The sequence below is a fragment of the Streptomyces tanashiensis genome, assembly GCF_014648895.1.
GTDB lineage: Bacteria > Actinomycetota > Actinomycetes > Streptomycetales > Streptomycetaceae > Streptomyces > Streptomyces tanashiensis.
In genome coordinates this window covers 300,007-323,141 of the sequence record NZ_BMRZ01000007.1, presented here as the reverse complement: position 1 = coordinate 323,141, position 23,135 = coordinate 300,007, and the positions used below count along the sequence as shown (strand labels likewise).

Sequence of the window (23,135 nt, the reverse complement as noted above, 5' to 3'; positions counted from 1 at the left end):
CTACAACGAGGGGGTCCACACGTGCGCGCAGCCACCGGACTCTGGCGCTGGCGGCACAATCCCCTGCGCCGGACCACTGATCTCGTCGAGGCGTGGGTCGCCTTCGCGGCGGCCGTGCTCCTCTGCCTCGCGGTGCCCCTGACCGGCTGGGCGGCCGGTACCTCGGCCTACGGCTCGCTGTCCCGCGCGGTCCGTGCGCAGCAGGAGCAGCGGCTGCCGACGACGGCCCGGGTGGTGCGGCTCGCCGAAGGCCCCGTGAGCGGCCCCCGGTCCGTCGAGACCGCGGGCGAGGAGCGGCTGCGGCGCTCCGTCGTGGCCCGCTGGACCGCCCCGGACGGCTCGGCCCGTACGGGGACGGTGGCGACGGCCCGGCAGCACTCCGCGCCGGGCTCCTCCTTCCGGCTCTGGACGGACCGGGACGGGCGCCCGGTGGGACCGCCGATGCAGACGGGGACGGCGCGAGCGCACGCGATCATCGCCGGGGCGACGGCCGCGCTCCTCGCCGGCCTCATGGTGGAGCTCGTCCGGCGCCTCGCCGTCCGCAGACTGGTGCTCCGGCGGTACGCGCGCCTCGACCGGGCGTGGGCGGCGGCGGGTCCCGACTGGGGCCGTACGGGCACGGGAAGCTGAACCCCGCACTCCTCCGGACCGCGTTCGGGTTCGACCGGTCGGCGACCGAGCGCGACCGGTCCGGACCGCCCCGGACCGGCCGTGACGCGTGCCGGGCGGTGGTCCGCTTCCCGTACGGGCGCGGGTCGGCGACCCGTCAACCCGGTGGCGCCGCGCGCGCTACGGTGGGGCATCGGATCAGCGGCGAGGCATGAGGCGGGGGCAGGACACACCCATGGCACAGGGCACGGTCCAGGTGACGCACACCGGCACATCGCGGTGGCGGCGCCGCACGGGTGAGTACCCCTCTCTCGCCGCCGCCCTGGAGGCCGCGAGCGACGGAGACGTCCTCACCGTCGCGCCCGGCACCTACCGGGAGAACCTCGTGATCCGGCGGGCCGTCACCCTGCGCGGCCCCGAGGGCGGGGTCGGCTCGGTGCGGATCGCGCCCCCGGACGGGGTGCCGCTGACCCTCCGCGCCTCCGTCACCGTGCAGGACCTGCACATCGAGGGGCAGGACGTCGCCGCACCCGCGCTGCTCGTCGAGGACGGCACGCCCGAACTCCTCGACCTGCGGATCATGACGCGTTCGGCCGCCGGCATCGAGGTGCGGGGCGCCGCCCGGCCGACGGTCCGCCGCTGCACGGTCGACAATCCGGCCGGCATCGGCATCGCCGTGCTCGACGGTGCCGGCGGGGTCTTCGAGGAGTGCGAGGTGGTCTCCGCCGGGCAGGCGGGCGTCTCGGTGCGCGGCGGGGCGCATCCGCGCCTCGAACGCTGCCGGGTGCACCACGCCTCCGGCGCGGGGATCGCCGTGACCGGCGAGGGCAGCGCCCTGGAGGGCGTCGGCTGCGAGGTGTACGAGATCAAGGGCGCCGGTCTGCAGATCGCGGCCCGTGCCACCGCCCACCTCACCGACTCCTCGGTGCACCGCACCTCGGCGGACGGCATCACCCTCGACACCGACGCGGTGCTCACGCTCTCGGACTGCGACATCCACGACGTCCCGGAGAACGCGGTCGACCTGCGCTCGCGCTCGGTCCTGACGCTGACCCGGTCGACGGTCCGCCGCTTCGGGCGCAACGGCCTGTCGGTGTGGGACCCGGGGACGCGGGTGGACGCCAACCAGTGCGAGATCCACGACAGTACGGGCGACTACCCCGCGGTGTGGGTGAGCGACGGCGCGACCGCCGTCCTCGACGCCTGCCGGGTGCACGACGTGCCCGACGCGCTGTTCGTCCTCGACCGGGGCTCACGGGTCGACGTCGTCGACAGCGACCTGACGCAGGTGCGGAACACGGCGGTGTCGGTGAGCGACGGGGCCACCGCCCAGCTCGACGACTGCCGGATCCGGGAGGCCTCCACGGGCGCCTGGTTCCGGGACCACGGCAGCGGCGGCACCCTCGGCGGCTGCACCATCGACTCCGTGCAGACCGGGGTCATCGTCACCAAGGGCGCCGACCCCACGATCGACCGGTGCGTGGTCACCTCCCCCGCCGAGGCCGGCTTCTACGTGTCGGCGGAGGGCCGGGGCTCCTTCCACGGCTGCCGGGTGACGGGCAGCGGCGGGTACGGCTTCCACGTCACGGACGGCTGCCGGACGATCCTCCGCAAGTGCCGTACCGAGCGGTGCGCGCGCGGCGGTTACGAGTTCCCGGAGGAGGGCGCGAGCGCGGAGGACTGCACCAGCGACGAGAGCGCGGTCCGCTCCTCCGTGCCCGACGGCGGGACGGTCCTGACGGCCACGCAGTCGGCGGGGCTGCTCGGCACGGTGCCCGCGCCGCGCCCCCCGGTGGCCGTCCCGGCCGCGCCGGAGCCCGCGCCGGACACCCGTTCCTCGCAGGACGTACTGGGCGAGCTGGACGCGCTGGTGGGCCTGGAGAGCGTCAAGCTGGAGGTGCGGACCCTCACCAACATGATCGAGGTGGGCCGCCGGCGCCAGGAGGCGGGCCTCAAGGCGGCCTCGGTCCGCCGCCATCTGGTCTTCACGGGCAACCCGGGCACGGGCAAGACGACGGTGGCCCGGCTGTACGGCGAGATCCTCGCCTCGCTCGGGGTCCTGGAGCGCGGGCACCTGGTGGAGGTCTCCCGGGTGGACCTGGTCGGCGAGCACATCGGCTCGACGGCGATCCGCACGCAGGAGGCCTTCGACCGGGCGCGCGGCGGGGTCCTCTTCGTCGACGAGGCGTACGCGCTGTCGCCGGAGGACTCGGGGCGGGACTTCGGCCGTGAGGCGATCGACACGCTCGTGAAGCTGATGGAGGACCACCGGGACGCCGTGGTGGTCATCGTCGCCGGGTACACGGCGGAGATGGAGCGCTTCCTCACGGTCAATCCGGGCGTGGCCTCGCGCTTCTCACGGACCATCACCTTCGGGGACTACGAGCCGGAGGAACTGCTGCGGATCGTCGGCCAGCAGGCGGACGAGCACGAGTACCGGCTCTCCCCGGGCACGGACGAGGCGCTGCTCACGTACTTCGAGAAGCTCCCCAAGGGCCCGGCGTTCGGCAACGGCCGCACGGCGCGGCAGACCTTCGAGTCGATGGTGGAACGGCACGCGGGCCGGGTCGCCGAGCTCGCCGAGGCGAGCACGGACGACCTGACCCTGCTCTACCCGGAGGATCTGCCCGAACTCCCCTGATCCGCGGCCTCGTCCGGAACGCGCTGGTGCGGAAGGGCGGGCGGGAGCCGGTCGAGGAGTGCCGCGCGGTGCCGGGCGAACGCCGGGTCGGCCTGGTAGTCGGAGTGACCCAGGATCGGTTCGGGCAGCGGGTGTTCGCGGGTGCGGCCGTACGCGACCGGGTCGAGCAGCACGGCGCCGTCGACGGCCGGGCGGCCGTCCTCGGCGGGCACCCGGACGGGGCCTCCGATGGGGTCGGTGGCGCGGTACAGGTTGCTCCAGCAGTGCACCGTGCGGTTCAGGCCGCTCAGCGCCTCGGGGCCGAAGTAGGCGGGGAACCAGCGGCCGTAGAGCCGCTCCAGGGGGGAGCCGTAGGTGAGCAGGGCGACCCGGCTCCGCGTGGCGGGCCGCAGCTGCCAGACGGCGGCCGCGGCGAGGACGCTGCCCTGGGAGTGGCCGGAGATCACGAGCCGGCCGCCGGTGCCGCGGGTCCAGGAGCTCATCCGCCAGGTGAGGTCGGGGACGGCGCGCTCGGCGTAGCACGGCGGGGCGAAGGGGTGGGCGGCGCGGGGCCAGAAGGTGCCGACGTCCCAGAGGATGCCGATGGTGCGGCGGGCGGAGGCGTCCTTGTAGGCCCGGCGGCCCCAGGTGACGAAGAGCAGGAAGCCCAGGCCGATCATCCAGGAGCCGAGGGCCTGGGTGGCGGAGGCGAGGGAGGCGATCGCCGGGTGGGCCCCGTCGAAGGCCCGGCCGGGGACGTTGCCGCTGGCCCAGGCGCCGGCGACGGACGCGGCCCCGAGGAGGAGGGTCGCGCCGGAGACGACACCGACGAGGACGGGGGCGGAGTCGGTGAGCGAGGCGCGGGCCCGGCCGGTCGCGATCTGCCCGGTGCGGACCGGGTCGCGCTCGTCCGCGGCGTCGTAGTCGGCCTCGACGGAGGAGCGCAGGCGCCGGGCGTCGAGGACCGTCCGTACGGCGAGGAGGGCGGCCGGGGCGAGGAGCAGCAGGAGCAGGACGGGGATGACCGAGGCCTGCCAGCTGAGCAGGACGGGCGGTCCGATCCTGGGGCCGCCGTGGTCGCCCATGCCGGGGGTGGCGGGGCCGTCGAGCCAGTCCGCGACGCGCTGCGCGACTCCCCCGGACATGACCCCGGCGAGTGCGCAGGCGAGCATGGCGACGGCCGGCCCGCCGAGTCCGCGCAGTGCGGTACGGGGGTCCCTGCGGGGCCGCTGGAGGAGCAGGGCGACGACGCCGAGGGCGACGACGAGCCCGCCCTGGGCCAGGGTGAGGGCGCCGAAGGCCGCGTCGCCGGGGAGGGTTCCGGAGGAGGTCCAGCCGGGGCGGGACCAGCCGGCGTACAGGGCGGTCAGCGCGAGCAGGACGAGGGAGGCGGCGGGGAGCCAGGTGACGAGGGCCCGTTCGACGCGCAGGTCGAGGCGGCGCTCGCTGCGGCCGCGCCGGCAGACCACCCACAGCACGACGACGGCGAGGACGGCGACGGCTGCCTGGAGGACCCAGCCGAGGACGACGCGGAGGCCGGGGGCACCGGCGTCGTGGCGGGCGGCCGCCGTGACGAGCGCGGCGGCGACCGTGAGGAAGCCGGCGGCGGTGTGGGCGGCCCTGAGGCGGGCGACCAGCCGGCGGCCGTACCAGAAGCCCGGGCGGCCGAGCGCGGGGCGGAGCTCGACGGGGCCGGCGGGGTCGGCGGCGTCCGCGGCCTCCGTGTCGGACGGGGGGTCGGGGACGGGGGCGTCGTACCCGGTGGGCGGGCGCTGCGCCTCGTAGGCGCTCCAGGTCCGGTTGGAGAGGTACCAGAGCAGCCCGACGAGCGCGGCCGGCACGACGGCGGCGAGGGCGAGCCGGCGGCCCGGCGGGGACCACCAGCCGCCGCGCCCGGCGGAGAGGAAGCCGAGCCAGGAGTACGCGTCGGTGCAGGCGGTGGTGGCGGCGCACTGCCAGGCCGTCAGGTCGAGCGCGACCTCGCAGGCGGCGGCGGTGAGGAGCACGGTGAGGGTGAGGGCGACGAGCCGGACGAGGACCCCGTAGAGCCGCACGAGCCCCGGCCGGCCCTGGGCGGGCGGCCGCATCCAGTGCGCCAGATTGGCCACCATGAAGGGCAGGAGCAGCAGCCACAGGGCCCGGGCGCCGTTGCCGGAGGTCAGATTGGACCAGCAGTACGCCTCCGGGACGGGGCGGGCCTCGTACCGCTCGGGGTGCGCCTCGGCGTCGAGGTCCTCGGCCCGCCGGTACACGGCGGCGGTCCGGTCACCGGTGACCCGCACGGTCCTGGGATCGTCGAGCATGTCCTGGGGGGTGGCTCCGCCGACTCCGTGGACGAGGAGTTCGAGCGCCGCGCCCCCGCTCTCCGGGGCGGGTGTGGCAGGGGACACTGAGGGGACTTCCTCTCAGAGTGGGAAGATGCGACGTCGGCAACAGGATCGCGGAAGGCCGTGCGACCGCGCACGGACTCTCACGGAATCCGACACTCATCCCCTTGTCTCCTGCGGAAGGACCGGCCCCGGCGGTGACTGACAACCAGAACCTCCTCGCGGAGCAGCGGCGCGCCCTGATCCTCGACGAGGTACGGCGGCGTGGCGGCGTACGGGTCAACGAACTGACCCGTCGTCTGAACGTCTCGGACATGACGATCCGCCGCGACCTGGACGCGCTGGCCCGGCAGGGCATGGTCGCCAAGGTGCACGGCGGGGCCGTTCCGGTGGTCGAGGCGAGCACCCACGAACCGGGCTTCGAGGCCAAGTCGGTGCTCGAACCGAGCGCCAAGGACGAGATCGCCCGTACGGCGGCGGCACTGGTCGCGCCGGGCACGGCGATCGCCCTCTCCGGCGGGACGACGACCTACGCCCTCGCCCGGCACCTGCTCGACGTGCCGGACCTGACGGTGGTCACCAACTCGGTGCGGGTCGCCGACGTGTTCCACGAGGCCCAGCAGTCGGGCGGCGGAGGCGAGTCGCGGCGCGGGGCGGCGACCGTCGTCCTGACCGGCGGCGTGCGCACCCCGTCCGACGCCCTGGTGGGGCCCGTGGCGGACCGCGCGATCCGCTCGCTCCACTTCGACCTGCTCTTCCTCGGCGTGCACGGTGTGTCGGTGGAGGCCGGGCTCTCCACGCCGAACCTGGCGGAGGCCGAGACCAACCGGTGCCTGATGCGCTCGGCGCGCCGGGTCGTGGTCGTCGCCGACCACACCAAGTGGGGGACGGTGGGGCTGAGTTCCTTCGCCGCCCTGGACGAGGTCGACACCTGGGTGACGGACCGCGGCCTGCCCGAAGGGGTGAGGGTTGAAGTGACCGAGCACCTGCCCGGCCTCGTGGTGCCGGGCGAGGAGCAGGCGTGAGCCGTTTCCGGCTCGAGCGGTCGTCGCCGCTGGCGCCGGAGGAGGTGTGGCGGCGCCTCACCGACTGGCCGGCGCACGGCCGCCAGGTGCCGCTGACCCGGACGAGGGTGCTGACGCCGGGGCCGAACGCGGCGGGGACCCGGTTCACCGCCCGGACGGGCATCGGCCGGCTGTCCTTCGACGACCCCATGGAGGTCGTGCGCTGGGAACCCCCGGCGGCGGACCGGCCGGGCGTCTGCCGTCTGGCGAAATCCGGCCGGGTCGTGCGGGGCTGGGCGCTCGTCGAGGTGACGGGGGTGCCGGGTGGCGGCTCGCGGGTGGTGTGGACGGAGGAGCTCTCGGTACGGGGGGTGCCCCGGGCCTTCGACCCGGTGCTGGCGGCGGCGGGCCGCCACCTCTTCGCCCGGGCCCTGACGAACCTCCTGAACGCGGCGTGACGCCGCCCCGTTGCGGGCAATCGATCCGCCGGGGCGGTGCCCACCCGCTACGGACGGCGCCCCCCGTTGTGGGCAGGCGTTCCGCAAGGGGCGGAACGGGTGGGCACAACGGAACGGCGCCCTTGCCGGCGCCAGAGGCTCCCGAGCCTGAACCCGCACCCCTGGTGCGCTGCGCTGGTGGTGCGGGTCAAGGCGCGGAACGCGGAGGCGCCGCTGAAGGGCGCCGTCCCGTGTGCCCACCCGTCCCGCCCTGCGGGACAATTGCCCACACGGGCGCGGCCGCGGGCCCACACGGGCCGGGCGCGGGCCCACACGGGCGCGGCGCGGGCCCACACGGGCGCGGCGCGGGCCCACACGGGGCGGGGCGCCGGCCCACAGAGGCGCGGGGCTGTGATGTTGACAAGGCGTCAGCTATGGTGCTGCATCCGCTCGCGTCCCCCCGGGAGGGTCCATGCCGCGCCGACTGAGGCCGGTGGAGCTCGACTTCACCGCGTCCGCCCCCGTCCGCCTGGTCTTCAGCGCCACCCTCGCCGCACCGCCCTCGGCCGTCTACCGGTCGGTGGCCGTGGAGGTGGGGAGCCTGCCGTCCTGGTTCACCGCGGTCGCCTCCGCCGTGCCGACGGGCGACGGTGCGGGCCGGACCGTCCGGCTGCGGGGCGGGATCGCCTTCGAGGAGACGATCCTGGCCTCCGAGCCCGACCTCCGCTACGCCTACCGCGTGGACGCGACGAACGCCCCCGGCGTGGCGGCCATGGCGGAGGAGTGGACCCTCTCCCCCACCGGGACGGGGACCCGTCTGCGGTGGACGATGGCCGCCGACGGCGCGGCGGCCTTCCGGCTCGCGCTGCGCCTGGCGGCGCCCGGCGTGGGGTTCTCCTTCCGGGACGCGGCCCGCCGGCTCGACCGGCGGCTCACTCCGGCCAGGCCCCCGTCGCCAGGAAGCGCTCGATGACGGCGGTGTACGGGGCGATGTCCAGGCCCTGGGCGGCCAGCCATTCGTCGGAGTAGTACTTGTCGAGGTACCGCTCGCCGCCGTCGCAGATCAGGGTGACCACGCTGCCGGTGCGCTCGTGGGCGACCATCTCGGCCACGATCTTGAAGGCGCTCCACAGGCCGGTGCCGGTGGAGCCGCCCGCCTTGCGGCCGATCGCGGTCTCCAGGGCGCGGACGGCGGCGACGCTGGCCGCGTCGGGGACCTTCATCATCCGGTCGACGGCCCCGGGCACGAAGCTGGGCTCCATGCGCGGGCGGCCGATGCCCTCGATGCGCGAACCGCAGTCGGCGGTGGCGTGCGGGTCGTGGTGCGTCCAGCCGTCGAAGAAACAGGAGTTCTCGGGGTCGGCGACACAGATCCGGGTGTCGTGCTGCATGTAGTGGACGTAGCGGGCGATGGTCGCGGAGGTGCCCCCGGTCCCGGCGGTCGCGACGATCCATGCGGGCTCCGGGTACCGCTCCAGCTTCAGCTGCTGGTACATCGACTCGGCGATGTTGTTGTTGCCGCGCCAGTCGGTGGCCCGCTCCGCGTACGTGAACTGGTCCATGTAGTGACCGCCGGTGCGCTCGGCGAGCGCCGCGGCCTCCTCGTACATCGTGCGCGAGTCGTCGACGAAGTGGCACTGACCGCCGTGGAACTCGATGAGCCGGCACTTCTCGGGGCTGGTCGTGCGGGGCATGACGGCGATGAAGGGGACGCCGATGAGCTTCGCGAAGTACGCCTCGGAGACGGCGGTCGAGCCGCTGGAGGCCTCGATGACGGGCTTTCCGGGACGGATCCAGCCGTTGCAGAGGCCGTACAGGAAGAGGGAGCGGGCGAGGCGGTGCTTGAGGCTGCCCGTGGGGTGGGTCGACTCGTCCTTGAGGTAGAGGTCGATGCCCCACTTCTCGGGGAGGGGGAAGCGCAGCAGGTGGGTGTCGGCGGAGCGGTTGGCGTCGGCCTGGACCTTGCGCACGGCCTCCTTCAGCCAGGACCGGTACGCCGGGTCGCTGCGGTCGACGTCGACGGTGACCGCGCCGGCGGCGGCCTCGTGGGTGGTGCTCATCCGTCCCTCTCCTCATGGGTCGCCCCGTGGTTCCCCCACTGCCGACAATACCGCTCTCACCTGGGCAAACGTTCCCTTTGACGATCCATAGGCCTGCCTTGTGGAAGGGTTCGCGGAGGGCTACTGGTGCGGGCGGCGACGGCCCGGCACACTGGGTACGACAACCGGGTGAAAGGGGCGGATCGGCATGGCGGAGCCCGAGTTCAGCGCAAGGGGCGTGCGGATCGCGCGCTGGCCGCGCTCGCTGACGCGCGCGGGAGAGGTGCGGATCGAGGACGGCCGCCTCGCGCTCCTCACGAGTTACGGCAGCGAGATCGACAGCGCGCCGGTCTCGGCGGTACGGGCGGGGCGGCCGTGGTTCGCGAAGTCGGACGAGACGGTGGCGACCGTGAACGGCACGAAGTACCGGCTGACGCTCCAGGATCACGACCGCGGTCGTGACGACGGGTCACAGGCGTCGGGGCGATTCCTCGCGGCACTGAAGAGGGCCTCGGGGCGGTCCTGAGCTGCGACGGCTCGCGGCGAGTTGCGGGGCGGTCACGGCTGGTCCAGGCTGGAACCCACCTCACTGAGGGTTCTGCGGTGGTGACGCTGCGATCGGGTCACCGCCCCTTCTGTACCGCATTGACAGATCCGAATCTTCGTCTTCTTCCGGACCACTTCGGGGAGTCGCAGCCGTGATCAGCGAGCCGAGCAGGTACTACGCGGTGGAGCTTCAGGCCCTGCCGTCGCGGATCGGACAGGTCCGCCGCATCATCTCCGCCCATCTCCGACATTGGCAGCTGGACGCCCTGATCGACCAGGCCGTCCTCGGCGTGACCGAGCTGCTGACGAACGTGCACCGCCACGCCCAGCCGGACAAGGAGTGCACGGTCGAGCTCGAGCTGCTGCTCGACCGTCTCACCGTCTCCGTCCGGGACCACGATCCCCGGCTTCCCGAGGTCCGCCACGCGGACCCCTTCGATCCGGTGGACGACGTCGAAGCGCTCGCCACCTCCGGCCGGGGCCTCGGCATCGTCGGGGCGGTCAGCGAGAGCTGGGGAATCCGGCCGTGCGGCGCCGCCGGCAAGGTCGTGTGGTTCACCCTCACGGCGCCGCCGGTCGGCGGCCCCGTCGAGGAGTGCGCGCACGCCGGGTGCGGTGCCACGGCCGAGGGCCTGTTCGCGGACGTCGGCTACAGCCGGTTCCCCGGCGTGCCGCTCAGCTCGCCGGCCGAGTCGGTGCCGGCCCCGTCGCTGGCCCGCCCGGTCCTGGCGGGCCGGGCGGGCTGACACGGCCCGCGGGGCCCGTCACTCCGTGGCGATCGCCCGGAGGATCTCCAGACGGGCCGCCCGGCGGGCCGGGCGCCAGGCCGCCACGGCCCCGGCCATCAGTCCGACCAGGGCCACGGCCGCGAGCCGCACGGCGGGTACGGCGAACGCGAGGGCGCTGTCGCCCGAGCCGTCCGTGGCGCGGACGAGGACCCAGCCGAGGAAGCCGCCGAGGACGAGACCGCCGACCGTCCCGAAGGCGGCCACCAGGACGGACTCCCAGCGGACCATGGCCCGCAGCTGCGCCCGGGTCTGTCCGACGGCCCGCAACAGGCCGAGCTCGCGGGTCCGTTCGTGGACGGAGAGCGTCAGCGTGTTCGCGATGCCGAGCAGCGCGATGAGGACCGCGAGCGCGAGGAGCGCGTAGACGAGGGTGAGCATCATGTCGATGCCGCCCGCCGACGCCGCCGCGTACTCGTCCCGGGTCTGCACCTCCGGATGGCCGTACCGGTCGGCGACCTCGGTCACGGCGGCCTTGCCGTCCTCGGCGCCGACCCCCTCCGCGAAGGAGACGGCGACCAGCCGGTCGGCGTCCTGGGTGCGGTGCGGGGCCCAGGCCTCCCGGGTGACGAGGTAGTCGCCGGCGAGGTCGGAGCGTTCGTAGACCGCGCGGACCGTGAAGGTGCGGCGGCTGCCGTCGGTGAAGGTCAACTCGGCTGTCCGGCCGGGTGCGAGACCGTTGTCGGCCGCCTCGTCGGCGGCGACGGCGAGCCCGTCCGTACCGAGTCCGGTGAGCGAGCCGCGTACCTCTCCCAGGTCCAGCGTGCGGGCGAGCGCGACCGGGTCGGTGACCGTGAGCGCGCGGCCCCGGCCGTCCACCTCCGCGACCCCGCGGCCCAGACCCACGGCGGTGTCGACCTCGGGCAGTGCCGCGACGGCCGGGGCGAGGCGGGGGCTGAGCCCGCTGCCGCCCGCGCCGAACGAGGGCGCGCCGATGGCGACGTCACCGGCGAAGGAGCGGTCGACGGTGCGGTCCATGGTCGCTTTGAGGGAGGCGCCGAAGACCGTGAAGAGGGTGACGACGGCGACGCCGACCATCAGAGCGGTGGCCGTCGCCGCCGTACGGCCCGGGCTGCGCAGGGCGTTGCGGCGGGCGAGGCCCCGGTTGGCGCCGCGCAGCGGTCGGCCCAGCATCCGTACGGCGAGGGAGGCCGCGACCGGTCCGAGGACCACGAACGCGGCGACGGCGAGCGCCGCCCCGGTGGCGGCGAGCCACAGGGACGGGGTGCCGAGGACGCCGGCGAGGACGGTGCCGACGGCGGTGGCGAGCAGGGCGCTCCCGGTCAGCGCGCGGCGGCGGGAGGTGCCCGAGCCGTCCACGTCCGTCTCGCGGAGCGCGGCGAGCGGGGCCGTGCGCCCGGCGCGTACGGCCGGCAGGAGTGCCGAACCGGCGCAGACCGCGAGCCCGACGCCGAGCGGCAGGGCGAGGGAGGTGCCGGCCACGACGAGGTCGCCCTCGGGGAAGGGGAAGCCGACCGCGGGGAAGAGCGCCTGGAGCCCGGCGGCCACTCCGATCCCGGCGAGGAGCCCGGAGAGGGAGGCGAGCAGGCCGACGGCGAGGGCCTCGGCGAGGGTGCCGGTGACGACCTGGCGGCGGGCGGCGCCGAGGGCGCGCAGGAGGGCGTTCTCGCGGGTCCGCTGGGCGACGAGGACGGCGAAGGTGTTGTGGATGGTGAAGACGGAGACGAGCACGGCGACCCCGCTGAACACCAGCAGGAAGGTGGTGAAGAGGTCGAGGAAGCGGCCGGAGACCATCTCGGTGTTCTCCTCGGCGGCCCGCTGTCCGGTGATCGCCTCGACGCCGTCGGGCAGCGCGGGCGTCAGTGCGGCGACCAGCTCGTCCTGGGAGACGCCGGGCCCGGCGCGTACGGCGATGCTCGTCGCCTCCCCCGGGCGCGCCGTCAGGTACCTCTCGGCGTCGGCGCGGGTGAGGCCGGTCCAGGTGACCTGTCCCATGCCGTCCGCGCCGCCGAAGGTGGCCAGGCCGACGACGGTGACCTTCACCGGGTCGGGGGTGCGCAGGACCGTCGTGTCGCCGACGGTGAGACCGGCCGCCTTCGCCGCGCCCCGGTTGACGACGGCCTCGCCGGGGGCGGTCGGCTCGCGGCCCTCCGCGAGGCGGTACGGGTTGAGGGCGTCGTCCTCGATCCAGTTGCCCGCGAGGGTGGGCGGGCCCTTGCCGCCGACGGGGGTGCCGTCGGCGGCGAGGAGCTGGCCCGCGCCCTCGATCCGGGGAGCGGCGGCCGCGACCCCGGGGACCCGGGCGAGGCGCTCGGCGAGGGCGGCGTCGACGGGTCCGCGGGTGCCCTGGGCCTCGCCGGCGGCGGTCACGGTGGTGGCGCTGCGGACGACGGCGTCGGTGCCGCGGGTGGCACCGGTGAACATCGAGTCGAAGCTCGCGCGGAGGGTGTCGCCCATGACGAGCGTGCCGGTGAGGAAGGCGACGCCGAGGAGGACGGCGGCGAAGGTGCCGAGGAAGCGGCGCCGGTGCGCGCGCAGTGAGGACCGGGCGAGCCGGAGGGTGGCGGGGGCGTTCATGTCGCACCTCCACGGGACAGGGCGGGTGCCGCCGGGTGTCCGGCCCCCGGACCGGTTCCCGTGTCGAAGGCCTTCATGCGGTCGAGGACCCGGTCGGCCGTGGGGCCGGTCATGCGGTCGACGAGCCGCCCGTCCGCGAGGAAGATCACCTCGTCGGCGTGGGCGGCGGCGACCGGGTCGTGGGTGACCATGACGACCGTGCGGCCGGTGTCGCGGACCGTGCGGCCGAGCAGCCGGAGGACCTCCTCGCCGGAGCGCGAGTCGAGGTTGCCGGTGGGTTCGTCGGCGAAGACGACATCGGGGTCGCCGGCGAAGGCCCGGGCGACGGCGACGCGTTGCTGCTGTCCGCCGGAGAGTTCGCTCGGCCGGTGGTGGAGGCGGTCGCGCAGGCCGACGGTGTCGACGAGCCGGTCGAACCGCCGCCGGTCGACGGCGTGCCCCGCGAGATCGAGCGGGAGGGTGATGTTCTCGGCGACGGTGAGCGTCGGCAGCAGGTTGAAGGCCTGGAAGACGAAGCCGATCCGGTCGCGGCGCAGCAGGGTCAGACGCCGGTCGTCGAGGGTGGAGAGGTCGGTGTCGCCGACGAGGGCGGCGCCGGAGGTGAGGGTGTCGAGTCCGGCGGCGCAGTGCATCAGGGTGGACTTGCCGGATCCGGACGGGCCCATGACGGCGGTGAAGCGGCCGGCGGGGAAGTCGACGCTCACCCCGTCGAGGGCCCTGACCTCGGTGTCGCCGCGCCCGTAGACCTTGACGGCGTCGACGACGCGGGCGGCGGGGAGCGGGGCGTGGGTGGTCATGTCCGGCGCCCCTTGGAGTCCCTGTCCCGGCCGAACTGCTCCTCCAGGACGCTCAGGCGGCGCCAGTACTCGTCCTCGTCGATCTCCCCGGCCGCGAAGCGGTGGCCGAGCAGGGTGAGGGGCGAGTTCTCGTCCGGTCCGTTCCCGGGGCGGAAGGGGCCGCCGGGGCCGAAGCCGCGTCCGCGCCGCCATCCGGCGCGGCGGGCGACGGTGACGATCCCGATCACGACGGCGGCCCAGACGAGGGGGAAGAAGAGGACCCACGGGCCGGGGCCCGCGTGGGCGAGTGTGTTCATGAGGTTCAGCTCCTCGGTGCGGTGTGGGCTGTGGTGTTCTCCGTGGTTCGAGAGTCGCCCCGGGAGGGGGTCCGGGTCGTCGTACGGGCAGCGGCTTCCGGCGTACGACACGGGGAGTACGCGGCCCGCCCGGGCACTGCTTCCGTTCTGTACCTACTGGTATGTACAGTGCGGCCATGACCATGAACACCTCGGAGCGGCTCATCGAGGCGGCCCGCGAGCTGCTGTGGGAGCGGGGCTACGTCGGCACCAGCCCCAAGGCCGTCCAGCAGGCGGCGGGGGCGGGCCAGGGCAGCATGTACCACCACTTCGCCGGCAAGCAGGACCTCGCCCTCGCGGCGATCCGCCGCTCGGCCGAGGAGCTGGGGGCGGCGACCGAGGCGGTTCTGGGCGGCGGGGGCTCGGCGTACGCCCGCATCGAGGCGTATCTGCTGCGCGAGCGCGACGTCCTGCGCGGCTGCCCGATGGGGCGGCTGACCATGGACCCGGAGGTGATCGCGCACCCTGAACTGCGCGCACCGGTCGAGGAGGTGCTCGGCCGGGTGCGCGGCAGGCTCGCCGAGGTGGTCCGGGAGGGCGTGGACAGCGGCGAGTTGAGCGGCGCCCTCGATCCGGACGAGATCGCGGCGGCCGTCCTGGCGACCTTGCAGGGCGGCTACGTGCTGGCCCGCGCGACGGGGGGACGGGCGCCCTTCGACAGTGCCGTACGCGGGCTGCTGGCCCTGCTCGCCCCGCGCGCCGCCGCGCCGTGACCCCCTCGACCGCGTCCCGAAGGAACGGAGTTCTTCCCGTGCACGCCATGCAGTACGAGATCACCCTGCCCGCCGACTACGACATGGAGATCATCCGCGAGCGGGTGGCGACCCGGGGACATCTCCTCGACGCCTTCCCCGGGCTCGGCCTGAAGGCGTACCTGGTCCGGGAGCGGGAGGCCGGGTCGCCCGTCAACCAGTACGCGCCGTTCTATCTGTGGGCCGCTCCCGAGGGCATGAACGCCTTCCTCTGGGGCCCCGGCTTCCAGGGCATCGTGAACGACTTCGGCCGGCCGGTGGTGCAGCACTGGACGGGCCTGGCGTACGAGGAGGGGCCGGCGGCCGCGTCGGCGCCGGGCACGGCGACGCGCCGCAGGACTCCGCTCGGGGAGGCGGTCGCGCCGGGCGAGGCCGTGGCGGAGGCGGTGGCCCGGCACGCGCGCGAGGCGCGGCGGGACGGGGTGGTGGCCTCCGCCCTGGCGGTGGACCCTCGCCACTGGGAGCTGCTCACCTTCACCCTGTGGGCGGGCGCGGAAGCGCCCGCCGACGAGGGCGAGCGCTTCCGGGTACTGCATCTGTCGGCTCCGGGCCGGGCGGCGCTGGGCACCGGCCGGCAGTGGTGAGCCGGGTGGTGGCGGCCCGGCGCGGCTGAGCCGGTGGTGGCTGCCCGGCGCGGGCGAGCCCGTGGCGGCGGCCCGGGGCCGCTGAGCCCGTGGTGGCGGCCCGGCACCGATGAGCCCGTGGTGGCCTTCCGTGGCACCGGCGGGCCGGTCGTGACGTACCGGCGCCAGGGAGCCCTCGGGGCGGACCGGCGGCTCAGGCCACGGCGACGAGGGTGAGGTAGGCGATGCCGAGGGCCCGCCGGTAGCCGTTCAGCCAGCTGGAGCGCTGGCGGTCGACGCGCTCGCGCGTCTCGTCGGCGAGCGGGTGGTCGGGGTGGGCGGCGAGCCAGACCTCGGTGTCGTAGCGGTAGCCGGACTCGAACTCCTCCCACTCGTCCGTGCTCGCCGTCTCGATCCACGCGGGCCGGAATCCCGCCTCTATGGCGAGGTCGACGAGGGCGCCGAGGGAGTGGTGCTCGCCGGTGTGCGCGCCGGGCCACATCCCGGCGAGCTCCGTCTCGGTGGGCGTGCGCTCCCAGAAGCCCTCGCCGAGCACGACCCGCCCGCCGGGCCGGACGAGCCGGCGCAGTTCGCGCAGGGCGACGGCGGGGTCGTGCGGCAGGTCGGGGTCGCAGAGCGCCTGGCTGGAGCCGAGACAGAGGATCGCGTCGACGGGGCCCCGGTCGGTGCCGAGCGCCGACTCCTCGACGAAGGTCACGCGGTCCGCGAGTCCGCGTTCCTCGGCGAGCGCCCGCCCGCGGGCCAGGTCCTCGGCGTTGATGTCGATCCCGGCGCCCTTGGCGTCGGGGGCCGCTTCCAGGACGCGGAGGAGCAATTCGCCCCAGCCGCAGCCGATGTCGAGCACGTCGGCGGGCGCGGTGGCCGCGAGCCGCTCGATCATGCGGGTGGCCCGGGCCTCGGAGAGGGGGCCGTGGAAGACGAGGCTGCCGAGGCGCGGAGGGAGGTCGGACGAGGAATCGGAAGTGATCATGAAAGGGAACACTACGTCCTGCGGCCCGTCCCGCACACCGGCTTTCCGACGGCGTCCGCGCGGGTGCGCGGTTAGCCTGGAAGACGTGTACACGACGCGCGTGTCCCGCCACATCGACGCCCCCGCCTCGGTCGTCTACCGGTCGCTCCTCGATCCGGACGCCGTCGCCCGCTGGCGGGTTCCGTACGGCATGACCTGCGAGGTGCACGCCTTCGAGGCGCGCGAAGGGGGCGCGTTCCGGGTGTCCTTGCGGTACGAGTCGCCCGAGGGGGCCGGGAAGTCGGGGGCCCGCACGGACACGTACCACGGCACCTTCCTGGAGCTCGTGCCGTACGAGCGGGTGGTGGAGAGCATCGAGTTCGAGACGCCGGACCCCCTGCTGCACGGCACCATGATCCTCACGACGACGCTGACGGCCATCGAGGGCGGCACCGAGGTGCGGGTCGTGCACGAGGGGGTTCCGGACGCCGTGCCGCCGGCCGACAACGAGACCGGCACCCGGATGGCCCTGGACCGGCTGGCCGCCCTGACGGAGGGGCGCCCCGACTCCCGGGGGTGACCCGCCGTCGCGGCGGCGGCCCTGGTGCGCATCACGAACCGCAACCGCGCCAAGAAGGGATCTACGGTCCGAGGAGGCTCAGACCGGCTCGCGCCCCAGGGCGGCGAGCGGGTCGTCGAGCACCGGCTGCCAGGCCAGTTCGGCGGCGCCGACGAGGCTGTTGTGGTCCAGGGTGCAGGGGAGGATCGGGACGCCGCCGCTGCGGCCCCAGAGGCTGCGGTCGGCGACGACCGCGCGGAGCCGCTCGGGGTCGGCGTCGAGGAGCTCGCGGTGGAGCCCGCCGAGGATGATGCGGTCCGGGTTGAGGATGTTCACGAGCCCGGCGAGACCCAGACCCAGACGGTCGATCAGCTCCCCCACCGCGACCCGGACACCCGGGTCGTCGGGGCTCGTGCGCAGCAGGTCGCGGGACTGCTGGAGCAGGGAGACCTCGGGGCCGGGGACCCGGCCGGCGGCCGTGAGGAAGGCGAGCGGGTCGGTCTCGACGTCGAGGCAGCCGCGGCTGCCGCAGTGGCAGGGGCGGCCCTCGGGGTTGACCGTCAGATGGCCGACCTCCAGGGCCAGGCCCGAACTCCCCGTGTGCAGACGTCCGTCGAGGACGAGCGCGCCGCCGACGCCCCGGTGACCGGTGGCCACGCAGAGCAGGTCGCGGGCGCCGCGCCCCGCTCCGTGGCGGTGCTCGGCGAGCGCGGCGAGGTTCACGTCGTTGCCGGTGAAGGCGGGGCCCTCGATGCCCGCGGCCCGTACCCGCTCGGCGAAGATCTCCCGGACGGGCGCCCCGGCGGGCCAGGCGAGGTGCAGCGGATTGAGCGCGGTCCCCTCGGGCTCGGCCACGGCGGAGGGGGCGGCGAGACCGGCCCCGACGCAGCGGCGGCCGCTCTCCTCGAGCAGTGCGGCCCCCGCGTCGACGACGGCGCCGAGGACCTGCGCGGGGTCGGCGGAGACGGTGACGCAGCCGGGGGCGGTGGCCACGATGGTGCCGCCGAGGCCGACGAGGGCGGCGCGGAAGCCGTCCGCGTGGACCTGGGCGGCGAGGGCGACGGGGCCCTTCTCGTCGACGGCGAGGCGGTGCGAGGGGCGCCCCTGGGAGCCCGCGGCGGCGCCGGGGTTGGAGTCGACGCGGATGAGGCCGAGGGCCTCCAGCTCGGCGGCGACGGCGCCGGCGGTGGCCCGGGTGACGCCGAGTTCGGCGGTGAGGACGGCCCGGGTCGGAGCCCTGCCGGTGTGCACCAGTTCCAGCGCGGGGCCGAGCGCGTTACGCCCCCTGTCCAGCCGTGTCCGGGTCGTCGTCGCCTTGCCGTTCATGGGGGTGAGTCTCCCATGATCGGGCCGGGGCGCCGTCCCCGCCCGGTTGATTCCTCCGCCCCTCGGCCCCTATCCTGAGTTTGTGCCGCTACTAAACAAAGTACGGACGGCCGTATCGGGGGGCTCCGGCGGAGACACCGCCACCCGTTCCCTGTCCCGCCTCCGCTCCGCCCTGACCCTGTTCTTCGCCCTCGACGGCTTCCTCTTCGCCGGCTGGGTGGTCCGGATCCCCGCCGTCAAGCAGCAGACCGGCGCCTCGGCCGGCGACCTCGGCCTCGCCCTCCTGGGCGTCTCCGCGGGCGCCGTGATCACGATGGCGCTGACCGGCCGGCTCTGCCGCCGCCACGGCTCCCACGCGGTCACCGTCGCCACCGCCGTCCTGCTCTCCCTCTCCGTCGCCCTCCCCGCCCTCACCCGGTCCCCGCTCGCGCTCGGCCTCGTGCTGCTCGTCTTCGGCGCCGCGTACGGCGGGATCAACGTGGCCATGAACAGCGCCGCCGTGGACCTCGTGACCGCGCTCCGGCGGCCGGTGATGCCGAGCTTCCACGCCGCGTTCAGCCTCGGCGGCATGCTCGGCGCGGGCCTCGGCGGGCTGCTCGCCGGGAGCCTGTCCCCCACCGCCCACCTCCTCGGCCTCACGGTCGTCGGCCTGGCCCTGACGGCCGCCGCCGGTCCCGTACTGCTGCGACACCCCTCGCCCGTGCGGCCCGAGTCCCTCCCGGCGCCGGCCGCCTCCGGAACCCCCGGCGCGCGGGCGGCCGGGTCGCGCCGCACGGTCCTCGTCTTCGGGGTGATCGCGCTCTGCACGGCGTACGGCGAAGGGGCACTGGCCGACTGGGGCGCGCTCCACCTCGCGCAGGACCTGCACGCGCACCCCGGGGTGGCCGCCGCCGGATACTCCGTCTTCGCGCTGACCATGACCGCAGGCCGGCTCTCCGGCACCGCGCTGCTCGAACGCCTCGGTCAGACCCGCACCCTGGTCGCGGGCGGTGCGACCGCCGCCGCCGGCATGCTCCTCGGCGCGCTCGCGCCGAGCGTCTGGGCCACGCTCCTCGGCTTCGCGGTCACCGGCCTCGGCCTCGCCAACATCTTCCCCGTCGCCGTGGCCCGCGCGGGCGCGGTCGCCGGCCCCGGCGGAGTGGCGACGGCCTCCACCCTCGGCTACGGGGGCATGCTGCTCGGCCCGCCCTCCATCGGCTTCCTCGCCGACTGGTTCTCCCTGCCGGTGGCCCTCACGACGGTCGCGGTGCTCGCGGCCGGTGCGGCCGCCATGGGCTACTGGGCGCGCAACGCGGGAGCGGCGCGGGAGAGTTGAGCCGCGCCTCCGCTCCTCCCCTCCTGCGAGAATCCGCCCCATGGACGAGAACACCGGGGAGACCCTGAAGATCACGGAGTACATCGAGGCGCTGGATGCGGCGGGCCGCGGTCTCGCGGACGCCGCGGCCGAGGCCGGGCCCGACGCGGAGGTGCCGACCTGCCCCGGGTGGCGGGTCCGCGACCTCCTCCGGCACACGGCCATGGTCCACCGCTGGGCCACGACCCTCGTGGCCGAGGCCCGCACCGCGTACCACCCGGGCGACGGCGAGACGACGCTCGACGGCGAGGAGCTCCTCGCCCACTTCCGCGAGGGGCACGCGCGGCTGGTCGCCGCCCTGCGCGCCGCGCCGGAGAACCTGGAGTGCTGGACCTTCCTGCCCGCGCGCTCGCCCCTGGCCTTCTGGGCACGGCGGCAGACGCACGAGACGACCGTGCACCGCGCGGACGCCGAGTCTGCGCTCGCGAGCGGACCGGGTCCGGTGGATCCGGCGGTCGCCGCCGACGGCATCGACGAGCTGTTCGGCGCCTTCCACGCCGGCGACCGCAGCCGGGTGCGCACACCCGGGCCCCGGACCCTGCGGGTGCGGGCGACGGACACCGGTGACGTCTGGACCGTGCGCCTGTCGCCGACGGAGGCGCCCCGGACGGAGCGGGGCGACCGGGGCGCGGACGCTCCGGCCGACACCGAACTGAGCGGCCCCGCCGACCGGCTGTATCTGACCCTGTGGAACCGGCTGCCGATCGAGGCCGTGCCCCTGACCGGCGACGAGGAGCTCGCCCGGCTCTGGCGGGAGACCTCGGCGATCGGCTGATCCCGGGCTCCCGCCCCTGAGCCCTAGGAGGTGCCGTCCAGCATCCTGGTCAGCACCTCGCGCTGGTGGGGCTGCGCCTCGGCGTGGCGGGCGATGCCCTTCTCCGTGAGTTTCACCTGGACACCGCGCCGGTCCTCGGGGCACATCCCCCGCAGGACCAGGCCGTCCTTCTCCAGCCGCGCGACGAGCCGGGACAGCGCGCTCTGGCTGAGGTGAACGCGCCCCGCGAGCTCCTGGACGCGCCAGGCGGCGGGGCCCTCCCCGGTCGTGCCCTCGGCGAGGACGTCGAGGACCTCGAAGTCGCTGGCGCCGATCCCGTACGGCTGGAGAGCACGGTCGAGCTCACAGGTCGTACGGGCGTGCAGGGCGAGGACGTCACGCCACTCGTCCACGAGCGCGCGTTCGGACTTGTTCGCTGCCATGACCGCACGGTAGCAGAGGCGGCTTCTTTTGTTGCAGGGGAATTAAATGCATTTGCATTCAATGCACGTGCATGTAACGGTGCTGCGCATGACCTCACCGCTCACCGCCTCACCCACGGCCGACGGGGAACGCTGGAGCCCGCGCCTCTGGGGCACCCTGCTCGTGCTCTGCGCCGCGATGTTCCTCGACGCCCTCGACGTCTCCATGGTCGGCGTCGCCCTGCCCTCGATCGCCACCGACCTCGGCCTCTCCACCTCCACCCTCCAGTGGATCGTGAGCGGCTACATCCTCGGCTACGGAGGCCTGCTGCTCCTCGGCGGCCGCGCCGCCGACCTCCTCGGCCGGCGCCGGGTCTTCCTCGTCGCCCTCGCGGTCTTCGCGCTCGCCTCCCTCCTCGGCGGACTCGTCGACTCCGGGCCCCTCCTCATCGCCAGCCGCTTCATCAAGGGACTCAGCGCCGCCTTCACCGCCCCCGCCGGCCTGTCGATCATCACCACGACGTTCAAGGAGGGCCCGCAGCGCAACCGGGCCCTGTCCATCTACACCACCTGCGCCGCCACCGGCTTCTCCATGGGCCTCGTCCTCTCCGGACTGCTCACCGAGCTCAGCTGGCGCTGGACCATGCTCCTCCCGGCCCCCGTCGCCCTGATCGCCCTCGTCTTCGCACTGCGTCTCATCCCGCACAGCGCCCGCGAGAACTCCTCCGGCGGCTACGACCTGCCGGGCGCCGTCACCGGCACGGCCGCGATGCTGCTCCTCGTCTTCACCGTCGTCGAGGCCCCCGAGAAGGGCTGGGCCACCGCCCGCACGCTGCTGTCCTTCCTGGTCGCCGCCGCCCTGCTCGTCGCCTTCGTCCTCATCGAACGGCGCAGCCCGAGTCCCCTCGTACGGCTCGGGGTACTGCGCTCCGGCTCGCAGATCCGGGCCCAGCTCGGCGCGGCGGCGTTCTTCGGCTCGTACGTGGCCTTCCAGTTCATCGTGACCCAGTACATGCAGTCCCTGCTCGGCTGGTCGGCACTGCAGACCGCGCTCGCCTTCCTGCCGGCCGGCGTGCTCGTGGCGCTCTCCTCCACGAAGATCGGCGGGATCGTGGACCGCTTCGGTACTCCCCGGGTGATCGCGACCGGTTTCGCCCTGCTCGTCGTCGCCTACGCGCTCTTCCTGCGGATCTCCCTCACCCCGCAGTACGCGGCCGTGATCCTGCCGTCGATGCTGCTGCTCGGCGCGGCCTGCGCCCTGGTGTTCCCCTCCCTCAACATCCAGGCCACCAACGGCGTGGACGACGAGGAACAGGGCATGGTGTCGGGCCTGCTCAACACCTCGATCCAGGTCGGCGGAGCGCTCTTCCTCGCCGTGACCACCGCCGTCATCACCGCGGACGGCGGCGACGCGGCCGCCTCCCCGCAGGCCGTCCTGGACGACTTCCGTCCCGGCCTGGCCGTGGTCACGGCCATCGCCCTCGCCGGACTGCTCATCACTCTGCCCGGCCTGCGCCGGAAGCGGCCGCCGGCCGAGTCGGTCGTGGTGGCGCGGTCCGCGGCCGCCGTCGCCGAGGTCTCCCCGGCGAAGGCAGCGGCCCGCGACTGAGCCGCTCAGCCCAGCCAGCCGGGCCTGACGAGGCCCGATTCGTAGGCGAGGACGACGAGTTGGGCGCGGTCCCGGGCGCCCAGCTTCACCATGGCGCGGCTCACATGGGTCTTGGCGGTGAGCGGGCTCACCACCAGCCGGCGGGCGATCTCCTCGTTCGACAGACCGATCCCCACCAGGGCCATGACCTCCCGCTCCCGCTCGGTCAGGGCGCCGAGCGCGGCCGTCGCCGCCGGCGCCTTGGAGCGAGCCGCGAACTCCTCGATGAGCCGGCGGGTGACGCCCGGGGAGAGCAGCGCGTCCCCGTGGACGACCGCGCGGACGGCCCGCAGGAGCTCCTCCGGCTCGGTGTCCTTGACCAGGAAGCCGGAGGCGCCGGCCCGGATCGCCTCGAAGACGTACTCGTCGAGTTCGAAGGTGGTCAGCATGACGACCCGGACCTCACCGAGGTCCGGGTCGTCGGTGATGCGCCGGGTCGCCTCCAGGCCGTCGAGCCGGGGCATCCGGATGTCCATGAGGACGACGTCCGGGCGCAGGGCGCGGACCCGGTCCACGGCCTCGTCGCCGTCGGCGGCCTCGCCGGCCACCTCGATGTCGGGCTGGGCGTCGAGCAGCGCCCGGAAGCCCGCCCGTACCAGCGACTGGTCGTCGGCGAGCAGGACACGGATCACGGACGAGTCTCCTGGGGTCATGTCGGCGGACACTGGGGCTCCTCCGGTCACGGCATCTCCCGGCATGGCATCTCCGGACAGGGCATCTCCGGACACGGCATCTCCGGTCATGGCGTCT

The 23,135-nt window shown here is 74.7% G+C and carries 22 protein-coding genes; 13 read left to right on the top strand and 9 right to left on the bottom strand.

From position 1 onward, the window contains the following. The first annotated feature begins 21 nt into the window (after positions 1 to 21). A complete protein-coding gene (locus IE237_RS23070; RefSeq protein ID WP_189803969.1) occupies positions 22 to 630 on the top strand; it encodes an Rv1733c family protein in 609 nt (202 codons plus the stop codon). Positions 631 to 844: 214 nt separating this feature from the next. Continuing rightward, complete coding sequence (locus IE237_RS23065) at positions 845 to 3,250, top strand: right-handed parallel beta-helix repeat-containing protein (RefSeq protein ID WP_189803968.1); 2,406 nt, start codon at positions 845 to 847, stop codon at positions 3,248 to 3,250. Here the strand turns inward: IE237_RS23065 and IE237_RS23060 are convergent. Next, positions 3,220 to 5,619 carry a hypothetical protein gene (locus IE237_RS23060; protein WP_189803967.1) on the bottom strand — a complete coding sequence of 800 codons (2,400 nt, stop codon included), beginning with the start codon at positions 5,617 to 5,619 and terminating at the stop codon, positions 3,220 to 3,222. The two genes, IE237_RS23065 and IE237_RS23060, sit on opposite strands and share 31 nt — an antisense overlap. 134 nt (positions 5,620 to 5,753) lie before the next feature. Here IE237_RS23060 and IE237_RS23055 point away from each other — a divergent pair, with 134 nt between their 5' ends. The 3 genes from IE237_RS23055 to IE237_RS23045 all read left to right on the top strand — a co-directional run bounded on the left by IE237_RS23055 (position 5,754) and on the right by IE237_RS23045 (position 7,970). Beyond that, positions 5,754 to 6,581, top strand: a complete 828-nt coding sequence (locus IE237_RS23055; RefSeq protein ID WP_189803966.1) for a DeoR/GlpR family DNA-binding transcription regulator — start codon at positions 5,754 to 5,756, stop codon at positions 6,579 to 6,581. Further along, positions 6,578 to 7,018: an SRPBCC family protein gene (locus tag IE237_RS23050; RefSeq protein ID WP_189803965.1), complete on the top strand. Its 441-nt coding sequence runs from the start codon at positions 6,578 to 6,580 to the stop codon at positions 7,016 to 7,018. The genes IE237_RS23055 and IE237_RS23050 overlap by 4 nt, the downstream gene beginning before the upstream one ends. A 451-nt stretch (positions 7,019 to 7,469) precedes the next feature. Continuing rightward, positions 7,470 to 7,970 carry an SRPBCC family protein gene (locus IE237_RS23045; protein WP_189803964.1) on the top strand — a complete coding sequence of 167 codons (501 nt, stop codon included), beginning with the start codon at positions 7,470 to 7,472 and terminating at the stop codon, positions 7,968 to 7,970. Here IE237_RS23045 and cds1 read toward each other — a convergent pair. Beyond that, entirely contained in the window at positions 7,930 to 9,057 is a 1,128-nt protein-coding gene (cds1, locus tag IE237_RS23040; protein WP_189803963.1) for an L-cysteine desulfhydrase Cds1, read from the bottom strand. The genes IE237_RS23045 and cds1 overlap by 41 nt on opposite strands. Positions 9,058 to 9,244: 187 nt before the next feature. Between cds1 and IE237_RS23035 the strand changes: the two genes are divergently transcribed. Next, the gene (locus IE237_RS23035) at positions 9,245 to 9,562 is read left to right on the top strand and encodes a hypothetical protein (protein WP_189803962.1); all 318 of its coding nucleotides are present in this window, start codon (positions 9,245 to 9,247) and stop codon (positions 9,560 to 9,562) included. 172 nt (positions 9,563 to 9,734) lie between these two features. Beyond that, positions 9,735 to 10,328, top strand: coding sequence for an ATP-binding protein (locus IE237_RS23030; RefSeq protein WP_189803961.1), 594 nt, complete (start codon positions 9,735 to 9,737; stop codon positions 10,326 to 10,328). An 18-nt stretch (positions 10,329 to 10,346) separates the two neighbouring features. On the opposite strand, the gene IE237_RS23025 is transcribed toward IE237_RS23030, so the two are convergent. From IE237_RS23025 to IE237_RS23015, 3 genes are read right to left on the bottom strand one after another with little or no spacing between them, the layout of a single operon-like run. Next, positions 10,347 to 12,905, bottom strand: a complete 2,559-nt coding sequence (locus IE237_RS23025; protein ID WP_189803960.1) for an ABC transporter permease — start codon at positions 12,903 to 12,905, stop codon at positions 10,347 to 10,349. Further along, complete coding sequence (locus IE237_RS23020; protein WP_189803959.1) at positions 12,902 to 13,702, bottom strand: ABC transporter ATP-binding protein; 801 nt, start codon at positions 13,700 to 13,702, stop codon at positions 12,902 to 12,904. Before IE237_RS23020 ends, IE237_RS23025 begins: the two co-directional genes overlap by 4 nt. Next, positions 13,699 to 13,998, bottom strand: coding sequence for an SHOCT domain-containing protein (locus tag IE237_RS23015; RefSeq protein ID WP_189803958.1), 300 nt, complete (start codon positions 13,996 to 13,998; stop codon positions 13,699 to 13,701). The genes IE237_RS23020 and IE237_RS23015 overlap by 4 nt, the downstream gene beginning before the upstream one ends. A gap of 161 nt (positions 13,999 to 14,159) precedes the next feature. On the opposite strand from IE237_RS23015, the gene IE237_RS23010 reads away from it, so the two are divergent. After that, positions 14,160 to 14,750: a TetR/AcrR family transcriptional regulator gene (locus IE237_RS23010; protein ID WP_189803957.1), complete on the top strand. Its 591-nt coding sequence runs from the start codon at positions 14,160 to 14,162 to the stop codon at positions 14,748 to 14,750. 38 nt (positions 14,751 to 14,788) lie between these two features. Further along, a complete protein-coding gene (locus tag IE237_RS23005) occupies positions 14,789 to 15,373 on the top strand; it encodes a DUF4865 family protein (protein ID WP_189803956.1) in 585 nt (194 codons plus the stop codon). 193 nt (positions 15,374 to 15,566) lie between these two features. Here IE237_RS23005 and IE237_RS23000 read toward each other — a convergent pair whose 3' ends face one another. After that, the gene (locus tag IE237_RS23000) at positions 15,567 to 16,343 is read right to left on the bottom strand and encodes a cyclopropane-fatty-acyl-phospholipid synthase family protein (RefSeq protein WP_189803955.1); all 777 of its coding nucleotides are present in this window, start codon (positions 16,341 to 16,343) and stop codon (positions 15,567 to 15,569) included. Positions 16,344 to 16,428: 85 nt separating this feature from the next. On the opposite strand from IE237_RS23000, the gene IE237_RS22995 reads away from it, so the two are divergent. Beyond that, entirely contained in the window at positions 16,429 to 16,902 is a 474-nt protein-coding gene (locus IE237_RS22995; RefSeq protein WP_189803954.1) for an SRPBCC family protein, read from the top strand. A 78-nt stretch (positions 16,903 to 16,980) separates the two neighbouring features. Here the strand turns inward: IE237_RS22995 and IE237_RS22990 are convergent, their stop codons facing one another. Continuing rightward, the gene (locus IE237_RS22990; protein ID WP_189803953.1) at positions 16,981 to 18,207 is read right to left on the bottom strand and encodes an ROK family protein; all 1,227 of its coding nucleotides are present in this window, start codon (positions 18,205 to 18,207) and stop codon (positions 16,981 to 16,983) included. An 82-nt stretch (positions 18,208 to 18,289) separates the two neighbouring features. On the opposite strand from IE237_RS22990, the gene IE237_RS22985 reads away from it, so the two are divergent. Both IE237_RS22985 and IE237_RS22980 read left to right on the top strand, forming a co-directional pair. After that, positions 18,290 to 19,522, top strand: coding sequence for an MFS transporter (locus IE237_RS22985; protein ID WP_189803952.1), 1,233 nt, complete (start codon positions 18,290 to 18,292; stop codon positions 19,520 to 19,522). Positions 19,523 to 19,586: 64 nt separating this feature from the next. Beyond that, the gene (locus tag IE237_RS22980; protein ID WP_189804019.1) at positions 19,587 to 20,336 is read left to right on the top strand and encodes a maleylpyruvate isomerase family mycothiol-dependent enzyme; all 750 of its coding nucleotides are present in this window, start codon (positions 19,587 to 19,589) and stop codon (positions 20,334 to 20,336) included. A gap of 23 nt (positions 20,337 to 20,359) precedes the next feature. On the opposite strand, the gene IE237_RS22975 is transcribed toward IE237_RS22980, so the two are convergent. Continuing rightward, positions 20,360 to 20,758, bottom strand: coding sequence for a MarR family winged helix-turn-helix transcriptional regulator (locus IE237_RS22975; RefSeq protein WP_189803951.1), 399 nt, complete (start codon positions 20,756 to 20,758; stop codon positions 20,360 to 20,362). 88 nt (positions 20,759 to 20,846) lie between these two features. On the opposite strand from IE237_RS22975, the gene IE237_RS22970 reads away from it, so the two are divergent. Further along, positions 20,847 to 22,346 (top strand): MFS transporter, encoded by a 1,500-nt coding sequence (locus tag IE237_RS22970; protein ID WP_189803950.1) that lies wholly within the window; start codon positions 20,847 to 20,849, stop codon positions 22,344 to 22,346. Between the two features lie 5 nt (positions 22,347 to 22,351). Here the strand turns inward: IE237_RS22970 and IE237_RS22965 are convergent, their stop codons facing one another. Continuing rightward, on the bottom strand, positions 22,352 to 23,038 hold the full coding sequence (locus IE237_RS22965) for a response regulator transcription factor (protein WP_189804018.1): 687 nt from the start codon (positions 23,036 to 23,038) through the stop codon (positions 22,352 to 22,354). Positions 23,039 to 23,135 lie beyond the last annotated feature (97 nt).

What these genes read in the sequence shown, in the direction of transcription:
- IE237_RS23020 (WP_189803959.1), bottom strand. Translation starts at nt 13,702, where the DNA reads ATGACCACCCACGCCCCGCTCCCCGCCGCCCGCGTCGTCGACGCCGTC.
- cds1 (WP_189803963.1), bottom strand. Translation starts at nt 9,057, where the DNA reads ATGAGCACCACCCACGAGGCCGCCGCCGGCGCGGTCACCGTCGACGTC.
- IE237_RS23010 (WP_189803957.1), top strand. Translation starts at nt 14,160, where the DNA reads ATGTACAGTGCGGCCATGACCATGAACACCTCGGAGCGGCTCATCGAG.
- IE237_RS23000 (WP_189803955.1), bottom strand. Translation starts at nt 16,343, where the DNA reads ATGATCACTTCCGATTCCTCGTCCGACCTCCCTCCGCGCCTCGGCAGC.
- IE237_RS23015 (WP_189803958.1), bottom strand. Translation starts at nt 13,998, where the DNA reads ATGAACACACTCGCCCACGCGGGCCCCGGCCCGTGGGTCCTCTTCTTC.
- IE237_RS23025 (WP_189803960.1), bottom strand. Translation starts at nt 12,905, where the DNA reads ATGAACGCCCCCGCCACCCTCCGGCTCGCCCGGTCCTCACTGCGCGCG.
- IE237_RS22990 (WP_189803953.1), bottom strand. Translation starts at nt 18,207, where the DNA reads ATGAACGGCAAGGCGACGACGACCCGGACACGGCTGGACAGGGGGCGT.
- IE237_RS22970 (WP_189803950.1), top strand. Translation starts at nt 20,847, where the DNA reads ATGACCTCACCGCTCACCGCCTCACCCACGGCCGACGGGGAACGCTGG.
- IE237_RS23045 (WP_189803964.1), top strand. Translation starts at nt 7,470, where the DNA reads ATGCCGCGCCGACTGAGGCCGGTGGAGCTCGACTTCACCGCGTCCGCC.
- IE237_RS22975 (WP_189803951.1), bottom strand. Translation starts at nt 20,758, where the DNA reads ATGGCAGCGAACAAGTCCGAACGCGCGCTCGTGGACGAGTGGCGTGAC.
- IE237_RS23065 (WP_189803968.1), top strand. Translation starts at nt 845, where the DNA reads ATGGCACAGGGCACGGTCCAGGTGACGCACACCGGCACATCGCGGTGG.
- IE237_RS22965 (WP_189804018.1), bottom strand. Translation starts at nt 23,038, where the DNA reads ATGACCCCAGGAGACTCGTCCGTGATCCGTGTCCTGCTCGCCGACGAC.
- IE237_RS23035 (WP_189803962.1), top strand. Translation starts at nt 9,245, where the DNA reads ATGGCGGAGCCCGAGTTCAGCGCAAGGGGCGTGCGGATCGCGCGCTGG.